The sequence below is a fragment of the Streptococcus sp. HMSC068F04 genome (assembly GCF_001837455.1).
In the GTDB taxonomy this organism is placed as follows: Bacteria; Bacillota; Bacilli; order Lactobacillales; family Streptococcaceae; genus Streptococcus; species Streptococcus salivarius_D.
On the sequence record NZ_KV832533.1, the window covers coordinates 63,494 to 82,255 of the forward strand.

Here is an 18,762-nt window from a genome sequence, read left to right on the forward strand (position 1 = left end):
GGTGAAGGAAAAAATGGAAAAAATTAGTGTCATCGTCCCTGTATATAATTCAGAGGCCTATCTTGAAAATTGCTTAAATAGTATCATCCAACAGACCTATCAAAATTTAGAAATTATCTTAGTCAACGATGGTTCAACGGATGGTTCTGCCGCTATTTGCCAACGCTACAAGATTCAGGACCCTCGAGTGAAGGTTTATCATAAGCCTAATGGGGGAGTTGGATCTAGTCGGAATCGTGCTTTAGAAGCGGTGACGGGAGACTACATTCTCTTTGTGGATAATGATGATTGGTTGGAACTGGATCATATCGAGAGTTTATATCATTTGCTGAAAAAAGCAGATGCAGATATTGCAATTGGAAATTTCACTCAATTTATGGAAGAAGAGGGGAACTTTTTAATCCATGTTGGGGGAAATGATTATTTCGAGCGTGTCTATTCTCCTTTTGAGTGGTTCCAACATCAATATGATGGGCAATATAATCTGAGCCAATGTTTCACGGTCCCTTGGGCAAAGCTTTATAAGGCGGAATTGTTTAAAGAGATTGTTTATCCAACAGATAAAACGGTAGAGGATGATTATACGACCTATAAGGTCTATCTACAAGCTGATAAAATTGTTTATATGAACCGGGCTATCTATCTGCATCGTAAACGTGAGACAAGTGTGACTAAAACGGTCAATCTTGCAGATGTTTATCCGTTACAAAGTATCGAAGAACGAATGATGATTCTTCAATTGATTGGAGCTCCAAAGGGCTTAATAGATGCAGAAATTGCTGCTTACAAGTGGCGATTGGCCATTCATGAAGAAGAGACCTTAAAACATGGAGACATGGAAGCATATCAGCAAGTGCTGGTAAAAAAACGAATCAAGGAGAAGAGTGTTCATGCATGATACAAAAAGTCGAGCGATTGTTCTGGCAGGAAATCAGAACTATACCGCTCAGTTATCGACGACTATAAAATCCATCTTTTATCACAATAAAGATGTGAAAATTTATGTTTTGAATCGAGATATCCTTCCAGACTGGTTTCGAAAACCACGGAGGATGGCTCAGCTCTTAGGGGGCGACCTCATTGATGTCAAATTGAATCCAGACGATGTGAAGGATACCTGGTGGACAAGGGAACATATTAGTCTGGATGCTTATTCTCGCTACTTTATTCCTAAGTATATCTCAGAGGAAAAGGTGCTGTATCTCGATGCGGATTTGCTGGTTCTAAAGGATTTAGAGGATGTCTTTGAAATAGATATGAAAGGCTATCCGATCGCAGCCGTAGTGGATACAGATAACCAAAGTTTTAATTCCGGTGTCTTATTAATTGATAATGGTTTGTGGAAACGAGAAAATATGACAGAGCAGTTGGTGAAGGAGACGAATGGCTCACTCCAGCAAGCTTTAGAAGGAAATATTCCTAAATTTAATGGGGATCAGACAATCTTTAATAAGGTCTTTCGTGATAGATGGTTGGCCTTGGATAAAAGGATGAACCTCCAAGTTGGTCATGACGTGACTGCTTTTATGAGTCATTGGCCAAATCACTTTATAGATAGTGAAGATCCCTATGTTGTACATTTTGTCTCTCACCGAAAACCATGGATGACGCTAAGTGCCAATCGTTTCCGCCAATTATGGTGGGCCTTTCATGACATGGATTACAGTCAAGTCTTGTCTCACCATATGGGGGACTTCCAGATAGAGATGGATCCAGATTATGAGCTTCATCTGTTCAATTTGACCAATTCTCAATCCTTCAAAAACCTTGAGGAACTGATTCAGGGACATCCGAAGGCCTTGTTCCATATTGCTGCCTATACGGAAATGGGAGAGGAATTGGTGCGTCTTGCAAAATATGAAAATGTGAGATTGTATCCAGAAGTCGTCCCTCCAGTATTGGAGGAACTAATCCATCGTTCTGCTGCCTATTTAGATATTAACTATGGTACTGCTGATCAAGCAACCTTGGCGGCTTATGCGAAAACAGGAAAACCGATCTTCTCCTTCCCAGAAACCAGACATAGTGATCAAGCGCAGTTAGAGGTCAACACGATTGAACAAATGCATTCACTCATTAAAGAGCGTATAAAGACAGGTAAATGGGGAAACGTTCAAGAGATTCCACGATTGCACTCCTTTACCATGACCCAAACGCAAGATCTCGAGTCAATCGAAGAACTGGTTTGTGCTCTTCCATTTGTACAGTTTCATATCGGTGCTTGGACAGCTATGGGGCCTAAGTTAGTCGAATTACAGCAACATCCCAATGTTAGTTTGTATCCTGCGATCAATCAGGAGCAGTTGACCCAGTTGATTCATAGTGCGGATCTTTATTTGGATATTAATCATGGCGATGAAGCTGGTGAGATTCTATCACAGGTAGAATTGGCGGGGATTCCTAGTTTTGGTTTTTATAAAACCCAACACGGGAACCATGGGCAGTTTCTTTTTTCAAGTGAGCGACCACAGGAACTGATCACGGCGCTTGAACAGTTGGATAGGGAAGGAAGCTTGCCTCAAATTCTCCCTCTACCAACGGTTAAGTCCATTGATGAGAGTCTGGACTTCATTAGGGAAAATCATTCATCTGTCATTCGTTTTGGAGATGGTGAAATCAATCTAATAGCTGGTCATTCTATCGCCTACCAAGATTATCATCCTGAACTGGCACGATCTCTACGTGAGTTGGTTGGAATGAACAGTACAGAAAAACTCTTAGTCTGTTTGCCAGATGCTTTCGAAGATCGCTTCCAATTTACATGGTGGGCAGAAGATTTTTGGAAAAAGCATTTGGATCATTATGATGATTTTTATCGTCAAATTGCACCGGCACCATGGTATGGTTCAACCTTTATCTCACGTCCTTATATTGATTTTTTAGATAAAACAAAAGCTGAGTCGCAGTTTGAAAAGCTAAAAAGGTTATGGGAAAACAAAAATCTCTTAATAGTAGAAGGAGCAACATCTCGTTCCGGGGTTGGTAATGATTTATTCGATCAGGCCTTATCTATCAAACGTATTGTTTGCTCTTCTCATTGTGCTTATAAGGATGTGGATGCTATTGAGTCAACAATTCGTCAGTATGCGGATAATCATCTTATACTCATCATGTTGGGCCCAACGGCCAAAGTATTAGTTGCAAATCTAGCTAAAGATGGCTATCAAGCCTTGGATATTGGACATATTGACTCTGAATATGAATGGCTAAAAATGGGTGCGACAACAAAAGTTAAACTCAAACACAAACACACGGCGGAGTATAACTTTGACCAAGATATTGAATTCATCGAAGATGAAACCTACACCAAACAAATCGTGGCAGACTTATCTCGTTTGCCAATAGAATAAGAAAGATATATGAATAATAAAAATGCAGTAGTATTGGCAGGAGATTATGCTTATATTCGTCAGATAGAGACCGCTTTAAAATCTCTTTGTTATCACAATCGTCAGCTTAAAATATACCTTTTTAATCAAGATATCCCAGTCGAGTGGTTCCGTGCCACGAGAGAGCATGTGGCGAGACTCGGAGGAGAGCTTCTTGATATTAAGTTAATTGGTCCTCAATTTCAGATGAATTGGACTAATAAGTTGGGACATATCAATCATATGACCTTTGCGCGTTATTTTATACCTGATTTCGTACATGAAGATAAGGTGCTTTATCTTGATAGTGATTTGATAGTCACAGGTAATCTAGATAGTCTTTTTGAACAGGAATTGGGAGACAATTATGTCGGAGCTGTTCGTTCTTGTTTTGGTGCCGGTGTTGGTTTTAATGCAGGTGTATTGCTGATTAACAATCGTTTATGGAAAGAGGAACATATCCGTCAAAAACTAGTGGATACAACTGAACGGGAGCACGCAAATGTAGGAGAGGGTGATCAATCAATACTCAATATGGTATTTGAAGACCGCTACCTGAATTTACCTGATACTTATAATTTTCAAATTGGTTTTGATGCTGGTGCAGCCGAGGGAGGTCATCGTTTTGTTTTTGAAATTCCTCTTGAACCACTACCTTTGATTTTACATTATATTTCTCCGGATAAACCGTGGAATCAGTTTTCAGTAGTACGACTGCGTGAGGTTTGGTGGCGGTACTATCTCATGGAATGGTCTCAAATTTTGAAAACATGGACAAATCGGGGCTTTGAGTTAGAATCTAACCGTGAATCTACCGTGTTGACGTGTTATACTTTGACGAACTCCTACTTATTGGAACAGATTGAATACTTAGTTCAGCATCTGCCTCAAGTTCATTTTATCATCGCTGCCTATACCTATATGGCTACAGAACTTTTAGTGTTATCTCGCCATCCAAATGTAACCCTTTATCAAAATACCTATCCTTTGCTTGTTGAATATGAGCTATCTAAAGTTGATTTCTATCTGGATATTAATCATTATGATAAATTACCAGAAATCTATGGGTACGTAACTCAAAATCAGCTTCCTTTACTAACTTTTGAGAATACACAAGCTCCAAATCAATCTTATCAAGCTATTTTTTCACATGAAAATCCTGAATTGATGGTGAATGCTATTAATCAATTGGTTGCTAAGCGTATTAGTGAGAAGGAGGAGAGTGGCTGCTAATGAAAAAAATATTACAATCTATTGTTTTTAAACGTTTATCTTGGACAGTTCTTTTCCTCTTTATTTATGTTTTGGGAAGCCATTTAGTCTTACCATTTATAGATTTGAAGCACCCAAAACTCTTAGGAGGGTTATCCAATTCGATAGCCTTCACAAGTGCTATGATGGGTGGTAATTTAAGTTCATTTTCACTTTTTTCTGTGGGCTTGTCCCCTTGGATGTCAGCCATGATTCTTTGGCAGATGTTTTCGTTTTCAAAAAAGTCTGGTTTAAGTAAGCTACCAATAGAAATACAGGATCGACGCAAAATGTATTTGACCTTTGCCATCGCTCTCATCCAGTCTTTAGCGGTGTCTCTAAGCCTTCCGATTGAAGTAGGAATTCCTAAAGGATTGGCTATCCTAACGAACACTATCCTTCTAATTGCGGGAACCTTCTTTTTAGTCTGGCTATCGGATTTGAATTCTTTCTTTGGTATAGGAGGTTCTATTGTCATTTTGATGGCCAGTATGGTTGCTAATCTACCTAGGCAAATTGGAGAGAGTATTACACGACTACATATAGGATTACCGATTATTCTCTCTCTGATTATCATGGGTTTGCTCTTCTTATATATTGCAGTTATTGTCCAAAGAGCACGGTATCGCATTCCCATCAATAAGGTTAATATTCATAATCGTTTTAGCCAGTATTCCTATCTTGATGTTATGCTTACCCCAGCAGGTGGGATGCCCTTCATGTACGCAATTTCTCTAGTCTCTATTCCTCAATATCTTCTTATCTTGATTCAGATTTTATTTCCTAAAAACAGTTGGACAAATACTTGGATTGAAGCTCTGACAGTGGGACATCCGATTTGGCTTGTTCTCTATCAAGTGGTCTTATTTGTTTTGGGGATTGCTTTTGCTTTCGTAAACGTTAGTGGTGAACAAATTGCAGAACGCATGCGAAAATCAGGAGAGTACATTTACAATGTTTATCCTGGCCCTGATACAAGCCGTTATATCAATAAAGTTGTCATGAAATTTGCTGTTATTGGGGCAATTTATACAGTTATCATGGCAGGTGGCCCTATGATGATTGTGCTTATTAATCCGCAGTACTTACAACTCAGTATGATTCCTGGAATGTTTTTGATTTACAGTGGAATGGTATACAATGTACGCGAAGAAATTGCAGCTATGACCCTAAATGAATCCTATAAAGGTTTGTTTGACTAGATTAAAAATTAAAATTATTTATATCACCTCAATTATTCATTTGAGAGTGATAGGTAGTCTGGTGATCTTTTTGACCTGCCTACCTATCATCCTTAATATATCGTTAATTATTTTGAATTCATAAAAAATGGGAGAACATATGTATTATTTAATTCCGGCTTGGTACGGTCAAGGGGCAGAGTTTTGGCAACCTGACTTAACACCGTGGTATTTTAGAACCTCGAAAATAGAATTTGATGATACTTTACACCAAGCACGTATTTTTCAAGGCCAAGCTATGTCGCCTAGATTATTACTTTTAGCTTATCAACCACATCTACGTTATTTTCTGCACCGCTTTGATCTCTTAGAAGTGTCGCATTTTTCAGTGTTTGATGCTATTCAAGGAATCAAAGATCAGCCCATGCGTTGTCTACAAGTATCTGACTTGGATTGGGATGATGATTGTGACTTTATTTTTACCCCCTTCATTATTGTTGTTGAGAAACATCATCAGCGTTTTGCCGAAATAGAGTTGGGACCAGAAGGATATTTGAGTCTTATTCGATATTATCAGGATGGTCTGATTTTAAGAGAAGAAATTTATGATGACAGAGGATTTGTTTCTAGTATCCTTCATTTTGAAAATGGTCAGGCGACACACCGAGATTATTTGAATGAAGATGGCATTTGGCAACTTTGTCATTTCTTTGATGGACGAGGGATCGTAAGTAATCCAAGAACAGATCATCGTTTTAAGAAAAATTACTATATCAGTATGGAAGAAGTCATTTGGGAGTTTTTTGATGCTTATATTGCTCAAGAATTGACGCCTTCGGATTGCTTTGTCGTTGCGTCGAAAAGTAATCTGAATCAAACTCTTTATAGTCATCTACCAGAGGCTAATCAGAAAATCTTGACCTACTTCAAAGAACGCAATCAAAATGACGCCTTAGAGGATTATGCTTCTTATTTGCAACTTGTTGATCTGATTATTAGTGATTCTCAGGACTTTTCTACAGAATTAAGAAAACTATTTCCAGAGCAAGCTGAGAAGATTCAGCATATGGCATCTTATGATACCCGTCTAGCACTTGGAAAGAGCCAACGTCTTAAGTCATCTAAACTCTATTACCAGGTGAATTTAGATGATATCAGTTGGGAAGCTATCTATCAGGTTTTAGATTTTGTAGCAAATCACCAGAATACTTATATTGTATTTGGAACTTTCAATGCGAATCCGCATGATTTTGATACATTTAAAGAAGACGTAGAGCACCTTATCTCTGAAAAACTGAATAAGAAAAAATTCAAACACATAAAAGATAATCAAAGTGCAGAAAACTACCTCGCTGAAAATGAGGAAGTTGAGTATCGTTATGATTTTGTTAATTTGATTGATGAGACAGCCTTGATTAAAGAATTTGAGTATACCCGTCTTATTGTTGATCTCAGCTTGGAACCACATCGTTATACTCAAATTGCAGGCATTAGTGCTGGGATTCCACAGATAAATAGGGTCACTTCGGACTATGTAACACATTTGAAAAATGGTTATATTCTAGAAGAAGTAACACAATTTGAGGAGGCGGCATCTTATTATCTTGATCAGTTAAAGTACTGGAATCAAGCTTTAATTGAAGCAATTGAGAAAATCAGAGAAAATACAGGAGAGCGTTTTGTTGAAAAATGGGAGCACTATTTGAAGGAGGATAAGTATGTCTAAAATTAGCATTTTGCAGGTTGGACGAGATAATTGGTCAAATACTTATGAGCTCCCCGATAATGTTCGTTTTTTCTACCTTCGTGCTGGGCTTTCTAGTGATATTCTCCAATGTTTGAAACAAGCTAAACTAAGAAATTTTAATGCGGTCCTTGTTGATAGTCAGGAATCCTTACTCATGCTGATGGACTTGCGTAAGAGCTTAGTTCCTTATACCATCTTCTATGATGCTGACCTTTTGATAGAGGACCATCGAGTAGGCCGCTTTCTGAAAGAGATTTGTGCTATACCAGCAGATTTTTCAGATAAGCAAGATCTGCTAGATACCCTGTCTAAGGCACTTTTCGCTGGACAATATGGTGATAAATTGTTCCCTTATCAGATCCAGGTTCATCCTCGATTCAAAGGGAAAGTTATTTATAATGGTTTTGAAAGTATCTCTTTAGATGGGAATTACGGCGATTCCTTTAAGCCTATTCTTAACTGGAGTTTTAATATTCGAGTAGCTGAGGATTTCCCTGTTGAACTTTGGTTAGAATTTGAGAAGGCTCAGACCTGTCAATGCCAATTAGTGCTGCGCATTATTCCTGAAGGTTCAGTTTCAGAAATCGTGAGAACAATTGTAGTTAGCGAGGAAGAAATGCGTAAAGGTGCCATTGTTTTAGATCAGGGGAGAACTTATATTTTATCAGCAACTTTAGAAGCTAAAGGAAATGGTGCTCTAAGAGTTGGGAATTTCCATCAACGATGGACACGTTTTCAATTTGGAAAGTTTGTATTGGGTGGGGGGATTCTCCATGATAGTAAACGTCAGGAAATCAATTATTTCTTTTATCCTGGGGATTTCAAGCCACCGCTGTCCGTCTACTTTTCAGGTTTTCGTCCTGCCGAAGGTTTTGAAGGATTTGGTATGATGAGGGCTATGGAGACACCTTTCCTGCTATTTTCTGATCCTCGCCTAGAGGGGGGAGCTTTCTACATGGGAACTGAAGAGCTTGAAAATAGTATCAAGGATACTATCCAACATTATTTGGATTACCTAGGCTTTGACAGTGATCAACTTATTCTCTCTGGGATGTCCATGGGAACTTTCCCATCTATGTACTATGGCGCGGACTTTGAACCTCATGCCATTATCATGTCTAAACCTCTAGCCAATGTTGGTACCATCGGTAATCGTGCCAGACTTTTGGCACCAGAGGTTTTCCCGACAGGAATTGATGTCTTGCATTTGCAGACGGGACGTTTGGACAATGAAGGCGTCGAGGCCCTTAATCAGAAGTTCTGGGATAAGTTTGAAAAAGCAGACTTCTCAAACACGACCTTTGGGGTTTCTTACATGAAAGATGAGGATATGGACCCAACAGCCTTCGAGGATATTACTAAAGTCCTATATTCTTCGGGAGCACGAATTCTTAGCAAGGGAACTTCTGGACGACATAATGATGACCATTCAACTGCGACTGCTTGGTTTCTCAATTTTTATCGTATGATTTTAGAAAATGATTTTGGAAGAAAGGGATGAACATGATTCATAAGAATAACTCTCAGATTCAATGGGGAACGAATGTGAGATCCTATATGTTTGGTTCCCAAATTGAACATCATCCAGATGGCTCAGTCAATTTCAGTAACCCCTTGATAGCATCAGGAACTGAGATTCATTCCTGGCTAGCTATTCAAAATTATCAGGCGAGTCGAAAGCAACCTAGCTTACCTTTGTTAAAAAAGGGATATATTTATCGTCTCGAATCACAATTTACAACAGTTCCTGAAGGTACGGTTTATCTTAAATTAAGCTTCTTAAATCGTTATGGTGAGGAAGTTAAGCAGATGATTGAAAAAAAACAATCTTTCACTTTCGTCTATCCTCATGAAGCCTACAATTATTCCATCTCCCTCTTGAGTGCTGGAATGGTAGAATTGGATTTTAAGGGAATGACAATCACTGAAGTAGGAGAAGAAAATGTTTAATTCTTTAAATCCTTTAAAACCAGTAAAAAGTGTACTCAAGCAAGTTAATGGTTGGGCTGAGCAGATGGCACAACTGGATGACCAGTCATTAAAAGATAAAACTACTGAATTTAGAGAACGGCTAGACAAAGGCGAAAGTTTAGATGATTTATTACCAGAGGCTTACGCAGTAGTACGTGAAGCAGCTAAGCGTGTATTAGGTATGTTTCCCTATGATGTTCAGGTTATGGGAGCAATCGTTATGCATCAGGGAAATATTGCTGAGATGAGTACAGGAGAAGGTAAGACCTTAACAGCAACCATGCCAGTTTACTTAAATGCACTGACAGGACAAGGAGCAATACTTGTAACGACAAACGAATACTTAGCAAAACGTGATGCTGAAGAAATGGGACAGGTTTACGAGTTTCTAGGTCTAACCATTGGCGTTCCTTTTGCAGAGGATGGTGAAGAACTTGATACCTTTGAAAAAAGGGAGATTTACGCTTCTGATATTATCTATACGACAAATAGTGGTTTGGGCTTTGACTATCTTATTGACAATCTAGCTTCGAATAAAGACGGTAAATACATGCGTCCTTTTAACTTTGCTATTATTGATGAGGTTGATTCCGTCTTACTGGATAGTGCGCAAACTCCCTTGGTTATTTCAGGTTCTCCTCGTGTTCAATCCAACTATTATGCTATGATTAATACACTCATGACGACATTGGTTGAGGATCAGGACTATATTTTCAAGGAAGAAAAGGGTGAAGTTTGGCTGACAACTAAAGGTGCAAAGTTAGCTGAAAATTATCTAGGAATTAGTAATCTCTATGCCAAAGAGAATGCTACGTTTGCGCGTCACCTTATTTATGCTCTCCGAGCTCATACCCTATTCAAAAAGGATAAAGATTATATTGTTCGTCAAGGAAAAGATGGACCAGAAGTTGTTCTTTTAGATAAAGCGACTGGACGCTTGATGGAATTGACCAAACTCCAAGGAGGCATGCATCAGGCAATTGAAGCCAAGGAGCTTGTAAAGTTATCTCCCGAAACACGTGCCATGGCTTCTGTCACCTATCAAAGCCTTTTTCGTAAGTTCAAAAAGATTTCAGGTATGACTGGGACTGGTAAGACGGCAGAAAAAGAATTTTTGGATACTTACGGAATGCAAGTTGTTCAAATTCCGACCAATCGTCCGAAACAAAGGATAGATTATCCAGACAATCTTTATGTAACTTTACCAGAAAAGATCTATGCTTCCCTAGAGTATGTAAAGCATTATCATCGAAAAGGGAATCCTCTCCTAATATTCGTTGGTTCGGTTGAAATGTCTGAATTATATTCTAACCTTCTCCTAAGGGAAGGAATTGCCCACAATCTTTTAAATGCTAATAATGCTCCGAGAGAAGCTGAGATGATAGCTGAATCAGGTCAGATGGGTGCTGTCACGGTAGCTACTTCTATGGCGGGACGAGGGACCGATATTAAGTTGGGACCTGGAGTCGCCGAATTAGGTGGTCTTGTTGTCATTGGGACTGAACGTATGGAAAGTCAGCGTATTGATTTACAAATCAGAGGACGTTCAGGACGTCAGGGAGATCCTGGAATGTCTAAATTTTTTGTTTCACTTGAAGATGATGTTATCAAAAAGTATGGCCCTAACTGGGTACATAAATATTATAAAGACTACACTATTGATGAGAAAACTGAGAGTATAGAATTAGTAGGGCGACGCTACAGACGTTTGGTCGAGAAGGCGCAAAGAGCTAGTGACAGTGCGGCACGTTTTTCACGTAAGCAAACACTAGAATATGCTGAGAGTATGAACATTCAACGGGAACTCATTTATGCCCAACGAAATCACCTTATTAATCAAGATCAGGATTTAACAGATACCATTGAGCAGGTTCTTGATGACTATATTGATATTGCTCTGGTTGAAGAAGATCTTAGCGAGAAGGAGAAGTTGTATCACTTTATTCTCAAAAACATTAGTTTTCATATTGAGAAAATTCCAGATAATCTGGATATTGATGATGTCGAAGCTGTGGCTGAACTTATCTATCAGTTTGCTTATAGGGAAATAGATGATAAAAAGAAACAATTAGACACCATTGATCTTTTTGGATATTTCCAATGTCTATCACTTCTTAAGGCTATTGATGATAATTGGATTGAACAGGTTGACTATTTACAACAACTCCAACAAGCTATTGGGAGTCAAACGGCTAGTCAGAAGAATCCAATTGTTGAATATTATCAGGAAGCATTTGCAGGTTTTGAAACCATGAAGAAGCAGATCAAAAAAGACATGGTTCGCAATCTTTTACTCAGTCAAGTGCTTGTTAGTGAGGATGGTAATATCGTGACCTACTTCCCATAGGAAAGAGAGAAATATGACAAATAAAGACTTATTTCATAATGCGGTTGAAGGCCGTATGGAGGAGCTAAAACAAAAGCCCATAGTGAAGGAAAAAGAAACTAGGGGCGAGAAAATAAATAAGATTTTCTTTTTTATGTTAGGCTTTGTTATTATAATTAGTTTAATTTTTACTTTAATAGGTATGTTGAGGTAGTCTATGCAAATATTCTTTATGATTTTACTCATCATTTTAAGTGTGTCACTTATTATTACTGTAACACTGCAGCCTAGGCAAATTCAGATTTTTTCGAGTGATGCCACGAGTAATATTGGTAGGACCAGTTACTGGGCGAGCCAAACTCTTCTAAAGGGCCTAACTCTGGGGCTTAGTTCTGCATTATTTGTTGTTCTATTGGTCATGATGGTTATCTCTTATCATTAGTTATAGTTGATTATCATAGATTAATGGGATTAAACTGACTATTTTTATAAAGTAATTTTCCCTCAAACATTAAGTTTCTGAGGGATTTTTTATGTTTCTTTGATTTACAAAAAAGTTGAGAATAATAAAGTTTGAAAAATAAGTTATAGTACTAATTTTTTGACTATTTTTATGATAAAATAGGATAATATGCTTATGAAAAAGATATAGAAATAAAAAATAAATGAAAAGGTTTATATATGTTTTTTAGAAGAAATGAGGGTCAGTACCGAGAAACTGATCGTGTGACACGTTTTAAATTGGTAAAGTCAGGGAAACATTGGTTACGTGCCGCAACCTCTCACTTTGGGCTTTTTAAGATAATAAGTGGTCGTGTGGATGCGTCATCTGTATCAGTTCATCAAGTTGAGGAAGAAGTACCTTTAATCACAAGTGACAGACTTTTAAAGGGAGTAGCCGCGACTGGAGCTCTACTAGGTGGAGGAGTAGCGACTTATGTGGTTCAAGCTGATGAAGTAACAAGTCCATCAGCGGTAGAGCATACGGTTAGTCCGACGACAGATGTTTTGGCAGCTTCTGATTCAGCGGTTTTGGGTCATTCGGGAGCTATTACAGAATCTGCAGTCAGAGGGGATGTTGTTAGCCAGTCAGCCTCAGCCACAGATTCAGTATCAAACTCAGTAGACTCAGTCTCACTATCAGCCAGTCAGCAGGCTTCTGCGTCAGTATCAACAAGCCTTTCGACCTCAGTCTCAACCTCTGCTAGTACGTCAGCTTCGACAAGTGCGAGTGAGTCAGCCAGCACCAGTGCTTCGGCTTCACAGAAAGCTTCGGAGTCTACTTCAGTTTCAATGAGTGGTTCAAAGGCGACAGGGCATGCCAGTGAGACATCAAGTAGTCAAGTTACTGCTACGAGCCAGACGGGGTCTGAGAGTGGTGCAGACTCAATGCGTTCAGAAGACTTAGATACCAATGAGACATCACGTTCATCAGATTTAACAACAAGAGCGTCAGTACCGACAGTCTCAGTACAAGCAGCAGAGGTTACCTCAGAAGCTACAGCAGTAGCTAATACTGCTCTGGCGGTGAGTATTGAGGCGGATAAGAAGCGTCAAGAGCAAGAGGCAAAGCTTACCTCACTGTCTACTGAAATTGGAACCTATCTAGGGAAACTAGGCAATCGTGAAGGAGCGGAAAGTGCCCTTCTAAAAGGAAATGCTACGATTGAAGCGATTCAAAATGCTTTGACAGATCCAAATGCTGACCTCAACGCACTTATCTCTGAAGCTACTAGAACCCGTAATACTGTGGTCAATACGGTGTTGCGTGCAAATTCTGGACTTCGAGACAGCCGTAATGGGAGAGCACTTCCGACAGGAACAGGTTTCAGAGCAGCAACAAATATTGGAAATGCTACTTACACGCCAAAAGCAGCACTTCATGTTACGCCGGAAGATCAAATGGATTACTTCCAGACTAACGGTTCGGCAACCTTTAATAATGGTACTGTGACCCTAACCACTGCGAGTGGTGGTCAAGCAGGTTCCTATACGCTTAAGAATAAGATTGATATGACCGAGAGTTTTGTGCTCAAAGGAAAAATCAATCTAGGTGATGCTTATGAAAGGTTTAGAAATAATGGTCATGACGGTGGTGACGGTGTTGCAGCTATTTTCTCTACGGGTAACGTTGGTGAAATAGGGAATGCCAACAGCAATGGATCAGGTGCGAGTCTTGGGATGGGGGGAACCAACCTTAAAGGATCCTTTGGTTTTAAACTTGATACATGGCATAATACGAGTGCTCCACTTCCCCAAAATATGGCTTCAGCAGATCCCTCACGTGTTGGTGGTGGCGGAGCATTCGGAGGATTTATTTATAGTTATAATGGGACGAAATATATTAATGCACAAGGACGAGTGTATCCTGTTATCTCGACTTTTTCTAAACTTCAAACGAATCCAACAAATAATTCTTTCCAAAATTACACTGTAAATTATGATGGTAAGACTAAAGTTATGACCGTAAATTATGCTGGACAGACTTGGTCTTATAATTTAGCAAATCAGAAAATTGGTCAACAAAGTGATTATCTGGTTGATGATAAAGTTAGAAATACAAATGTTCTTTGGAACGATACAAAGAATATGACACTGTTGTCAAATGCAGGAAATCCTAGTGAATTAGCTTTTGCATTATTTGCTTCAACTGGTTCAGGTGTTAACTTACAACAATTTCGACTTGAATCCTTCGATTACACCACAGGTGGATCTTACATTACGATCAAGTATGTAGATGATATTACAGGAGTGGAGCTCAAACCATCTAAAACCATTTCTGGTCTAGGAGGAAATATCCAAGATTTAACAAGTTACCTGGATATTCCTGGTTACAAAGTTCAACGAAATAATGCCAACACATATAATCTCTATAGAGGCGGAAACAAGATTGAATTTAAGAAAGGAAAGGTAACAGTTACCTATACCTACTCTCCTACAGTAGAGAAAAAGGTGGATCGTATCTATACCTATGTTGGTGAAAATGCTTCTGATTTAACTGTCGCTCAAAATTTTGTAAAGACTCAAACAGGTGTGACCCTACCAAGTGATACCAAGTACGAATTTGCAACACCTTTTGATACGTCTGATCAAGGTGATAAACAGGCTACTGTAAAAGTCACCATGCCGAATGGCTATGTTCAAACAGTTGATATCCCCTACACTGTTTATCCATCTCTTAGCGCCAAAAGTCCAATCTACGACTTTAAAGGACAATCACTGACAAATGGTTCAGCTTCAGGTGGTGGTTATTACAGTTACCTTACGAAATTAGGTACGGGTGCTTGGTATCCTTCAGGAATGTCTTGGGGACTTTATGATGGAACCACGAAGATTGATGATATCAATACCGATACGGTAGGTTATAAAGACTATACGTTAAAAGCAGTTTTTCCAAAGGGTCGGTATGGTGAAACGGAATCTAGCAAGTTACTGACGGTTTCATCTACTTTCCGACACATTGTTTATGATCTTGTTGCCAACCCGACACCAAACCCTACGAGATCTTGGGTCTTTACTCAAGGTGACAATGTTACAATTAATGCAATCAGCGCAGTGCAGTATGCATCTGGTTCGAATGCAATCACTCCTGTGGCCAATGATACCTTCACCTGGAAAAACAATGATGCTCCGAGCATGGATCAAATCGGAAAATTCACGAAAACAGTTATTGTAAAAACTGGTGAGGATGGAGCAGGACATAGAGCCACTAAAGAGATTGATGTTGTCGTAACGGTCAATCCAAAAGTAGCAACGATTACGACTGATTTGACCGGTAAAGCTGGTATGAAGAATCAGCAGATTGCAGTAACAGCTTCACCAGGTGCAACCGTTACGTTGAGCAATTCAGCAGGGAGGGCTATTGGAACTGCAGTAGCTGATGCATCTGGGAATGCAACTGTCACAGTCACAACAGCTTTGCCATATGGAAATATCCAAGCAAGTACATCTAAGACAGGGCCGACAGAAACAGGTGGCACAGCGACTTACACAGCTTCTGGAAATTCAAAATTAGCGACTTATGCTGCACCTAAAGCGAAGGCGGATAGGCTCTATGCCCTTCATCATGAAGGTTCTCCAGAATTAAGTATTCCAAGTAATTTTGTAAAATTAGCCAATGATTTAGCTTTGCCTTCAGGAAGTTCAGTACGTTGGAAGACATCAAAAGATCTAATCAATACCAATACGGTAGGGGATCGAGTTGCGGAGGTTACTGTTCAACTTCCAGGGGATTCTCAAACTTACACGGTTTCAGTTCCTTACACCATTTTACCGACGATTGAAGCTAAGAGTCCTATTTATGATCTTAAAGGCCAAGGTCTTCATAATGGAAAAGATGAGAGTAATTATATTAAATCAGACACTACAGATGTTTCTTATACAACACAATGGACAGATGCGTCTGGAGTCAGCTTTACCACTATCCCATTAACAGTTGATAACACAGGAACATTTACCTATGCCATTAAGCGGATTTATGATGTGGGGCGTTATGGAGCAACGACAGATACTTCTAAATTGCTTACGACTTCAACGACACTCGAACACCGTGTTATTGAACTCACAACCAAACACAAAGTTTTCCATCAAAATGTAGAAGATGAAAATTATAGAACTAGTAAAGATCCGGCTAGTTGGGTGACTATTACGGGAAATCCTAATTTTATAGGGGAATTCAGAGATGGCTTAGGACCAGACATTACAACTGCTGGGAAAGCTACATTAGACATTGCTTATACGATCACAGATGATAAGTCAGATATCCCTCTGACGATTCCAATAACTGCCGAATATACGGTTATCCCTACTCCAGTGATCTCTGAGGACTCAGTGACAGAGACAGGTGGCTTACCAGGTAAATCTATTCAAGTCACGAACGTTCTACCTAGTTCCACGGTCACTTTGACCTTGAATGGGCATCAGTTTACCAAGGAGGCAGGAGCTAGTGATGAAAGTGTTACTTTTACGGCACAGGATCTGAAGCAAGCCTATGATGATAACAATGGCTTGTTGCCTGTAGGTACTGTTACAGCTACAAGCACATTTGAAGGGGAAACTTCAGAAAAGGCTACAGCGACGATTACGGCAGAAACAGTGAAACCAACTGTTGAGTATAAGGTTAAGGTAAACGGCAAAGATCCTCAGATAGGAATAAATGGTGACTATGTTTTCTATGCTGGAGATGTCATCCAAGTGACCGTTACTGGTAAAGACAATAGCGGTAAGCTTGCTACCTTACGAGTAACTGGGAATGCGACTGTCCTTTCAGATTTCTTCCAGGGAAATACAAACTGGGGAACGGGTGCTATTCCAAATATTATCAATACCGTTATGAGCGATGACCAGACAACCTTTACCTTTACCGTTGTTCCAAAGAGTGACTTGATTTGGGGAGCAGGTAATCGTTGGGGACGTCGTGTAGAAGCAGTCGACCTAAGTGGAAATAGGACTTTATCTGATGAATTTGGTGTTAGACAAGGTCAATTAAAAGATCTATTTAACAAGCCTTCGATAACTGTTACACAAGTAAAGGATATCGGTCACTTAACAGAGATAGATAAAGCTAAAGTTCGTGAAGAAATCATGAAGGCACATGATAGGGTGATTGCAAATGGCCGAGATCGTATTGCAAGTATTGAAATCAGTAACGATGGTGTTGCAACAGTCTATTACAAAGATTTCGATAAGAATCAAACAAATCAATCTCAATACCCACTAACAACATATACACAAAGTGAAACGGTATCAGATACTGTGTACAAGTCAGAATCAACAAGTACAAGTACATCTGCCAGTGAATCAGCAAGTACGTCCGCAAGAGAAAGCGAATCTGTAAGTACAAGCGCCAGTGAATCAGCAAGTACGTCCGCATCGCAAAGTGCTTTTACGAGTGCGAGTGAGTCGGCAAGTACGTCGGCATCAATGAGTGCCTTAACTAGTGCATCAGAATCCGCAAGTACATCCGCGTCACAGAGTGCATCGACAAGTGCATCAGAGTCAGCAAGTACCTCAGCTTCAATGAGCGCTTCAACGAGTGCGAGTGAATCGGCAAGTACTAGCGCATCGCAAAGTGCTTCAACCAGCGCCAGTGAGTCAGCAAGTACGTCTGCTTCCATGAGCGCTTCAACAAGTGCGAGCGAGTCAGCAAGTACCAGTGCCTCCATGAGCGCCTCAACAAGTGCGAGTGAGTCAGCAAGTACGTCCGCGTCAATGAGCGCTTCAACAAGTGCGAGTGAGTCAGCAAGTACATCTGCATCCATGAGCGCCTCAACGAGTGCTTCAGAATCTGCAAGTACAAGTGCATCGATGAGCGCTTCAACCAGCGCCAGTGAGTCAGCAAGTACAAGCGCCTCACAAAGTGCATCGACAAGTGCATCAGAGTCAGCAAGTACCTCAGCTTCAATGAGCGCTTCAACGAGTGCGAGTGAATCGGCAAGTACTAGCGCATCGCAAAGTGCTTCAACCAGCGCCAGTGAGTCAGCAAGTACAAGCGCCTCACAAAGTGCATCGACAAGTGCATCAGAGTCAGCAAGTACCAGTGCATCCATGAGTGCCTCAACGAGTGCTAGCGAATCCGCAAGTACCTCAGCGTCACAGAGTGCGTCAACTAGCGCATCAGAATCCGCAAGTACGTCAGCTTCAATGAGCGCTTCAACGAGTGCGAGTGAATCGGCAAGTACTAGCGCATCGCAAAGTGCTTCAACCAGCGCCAGTGAGTCAGCAAGTACATCTGCGTCACAGAGTGCTTCAACAAGTGCTAGCGAGTCAGCAAGTACGTCAGCATCGATGAGTGCATCGACAAGTGCGAGCGAATCAGCAAGTACGTCAGCATCGATGAGTGCATCAACAAGTGCCAGCGAGTCCGCAAGTACGTCAGCCTCAATGAGTGCTTCAACAAGTGCTTCAGAATCTGCAAGT

11 protein-coding genes are annotated in these 18,762 nt (G+C 40.0%); all 11 read left to right on the top strand.

Features of this window, described 5'->3' with window-relative positions; translation table 11 throughout:
• The first annotated feature begins 13 nt into the window (after positions 1–13).
• Positions 14–898, top strand: coding sequence for a glycosyltransferase family 2 protein (locus HMPREF2571_RS09625; protein WP_013990272.1), 885 nt, complete (start codon positions 14–16; stop codon positions 896–898).
• A complete protein-coding gene (locus HMPREF2571_RS09630) occupies positions 891–3,350 on the top strand; it encodes an SP_1767 family glycosyltransferase (RefSeq protein WP_013990273.1) in 2,460 nt (819 codons plus the stop codon). The genes HMPREF2571_RS09625 and HMPREF2571_RS09630 overlap by 8 nt, the downstream gene beginning before the upstream one ends.
• A 9-nt stretch (positions 3,351–3,359) precedes the next feature.
• Positions 3,360–4,601, top strand: a complete 1,242-nt coding sequence (locus HMPREF2571_RS09635) for a glycosyltransferase family 8 protein (protein WP_013990274.1) — start codon at positions 3,360–3,362, stop codon at positions 4,599–4,601.
• Positions 4,601–5,821 (top strand): accessory Sec system protein translocase subunit SecY2, encoded by a 1,221-nt coding sequence (secY2, locus tag HMPREF2571_RS09640; RefSeq protein WP_013990275.1) that lies wholly within the window; start codon positions 4,601–4,603, stop codon positions 5,819–5,821. The genes HMPREF2571_RS09635 and secY2 overlap by 1 nt, the downstream gene beginning before the upstream one ends.
• A gap of 139 nt (positions 5,822–5,960) precedes the next feature.
• Positions 5,961–7,526: an accessory Sec system protein Asp1 gene (gene asp1, locus HMPREF2571_RS09645; RefSeq protein WP_013990276.1), complete on the top strand. Its 1,566-nt coding sequence runs from the start codon at positions 5,961–5,963 to the stop codon at positions 7,524–7,526.
• Complete coding sequence (gene asp2, locus HMPREF2571_RS09650) at positions 7,519–9,048, top strand: accessory Sec system protein Asp2 (protein WP_004182206.1); 1,530 nt, start codon at positions 7,519–7,521, stop codon at positions 9,046–9,048. Before asp1 ends, asp2 begins: the two co-directional genes overlap by 8 nt.
• A 2-nt stretch (positions 9,049–9,050) precedes the next feature.
• Positions 9,051–9,497, top strand: a complete 447-nt coding sequence (asp3, locus tag HMPREF2571_RS09655) for an accessory Sec system protein Asp3 (RefSeq protein ID WP_013990277.1) — start codon at positions 9,051–9,053, stop codon at positions 9,495–9,497.
• Positions 9,490–11,865: an accessory Sec system translocase SecA2 gene (gene secA2, locus HMPREF2571_RS09660; protein ID WP_004182208.1), complete on the top strand. Its 2,376-nt coding sequence runs from the start codon at positions 9,490–9,492 to the stop codon at positions 11,863–11,865. The genes asp3 and secA2 overlap by 8 nt, the downstream gene beginning before the upstream one ends.
• A 13-nt stretch (positions 11,866–11,878) precedes the next feature.
• Positions 11,879–12,058, top strand: a complete 180-nt coding sequence (gene asp4 / locus HMPREF2571_RS09665) for an accessory Sec system protein Asp4 (protein ID WP_045772255.1) — start codon at positions 11,879–11,881, stop codon at positions 12,056–12,058.
• An 18-nt stretch (positions 12,059–12,076) separates the two neighbouring features.
• Positions 12,077–12,286: an accessory Sec system protein Asp5 gene (locus HMPREF2571_RS09670; RefSeq protein ID WP_013990279.1), complete on the top strand. Its 210-nt coding sequence runs from the start codon at positions 12,077–12,079 to the stop codon at positions 12,284–12,286.
• A 239-nt stretch (positions 12,287–12,525) separates the two neighbouring features.
• Positions 12,526–18,762: accessory Sec-dependent serine-rich glycoprotein adhesin (locus HMPREF2571_RS10740; protein ID WP_176745598.1), on the top strand; the 6,237-nt coding region annotated here is incomplete at its 3' end.

Coding starts and splice junctions, on each gene's coding strand:
- HMPREF2571_RS09625 (WP_013990272.1), top strand. CDS start 14: ATGGAAAAAATTAGTGTCATCGTCCCTGTATATAATTCAGAGGCCTAT.
- HMPREF2571_RS09630 (WP_013990273.1), top strand. CDS start 891: ATGCATGATACAAAAAGTCGAGCGATTGTTCTGGCAGGAAATCAGAAC.
- HMPREF2571_RS09635 (WP_013990274.1), top strand. CDS start 3,360: ATGAATAATAAAAATGCAGTAGTATTGGCAGGAGATTATGCTTATATT.
- secY2 (WP_013990275.1), top strand. CDS start 4,601: ATGAAAAAAATATTACAATCTATTGTTTTTAAACGTTTATCTTGGACA.
- asp1 (WP_013990276.1), top strand. CDS start 5,961: ATGTATTATTTAATTCCGGCTTGGTACGGTCAAGGGGCAGAGTTTTGG.
- asp2 (WP_004182206.1), top strand. CDS start 7,519: ATGTCTAAAATTAGCATTTTGCAGGTTGGACGAGATAATTGGTCAAAT.
- asp3 (WP_013990277.1), top strand. CDS start 9,051: ATGATTCATAAGAATAACTCTCAGATTCAATGGGGAACGAATGTGAGA.
- secA2 (WP_004182208.1), top strand. CDS start 9,490: ATGTTTAATTCTTTAAATCCTTTAAAACCAGTAAAAAGTGTACTCAAG.
- asp4 (WP_045772255.1), top strand. CDS start 11,879: ATGACAAATAAAGACTTATTTCATAATGCGGTTGAAGGCCGTATGGAG.
- HMPREF2571_RS09670 (WP_013990279.1), top strand. CDS start 12,077: ATGATTTTACTCATCATTTTAAGTGTGTCACTTATTATTACTGTAACA.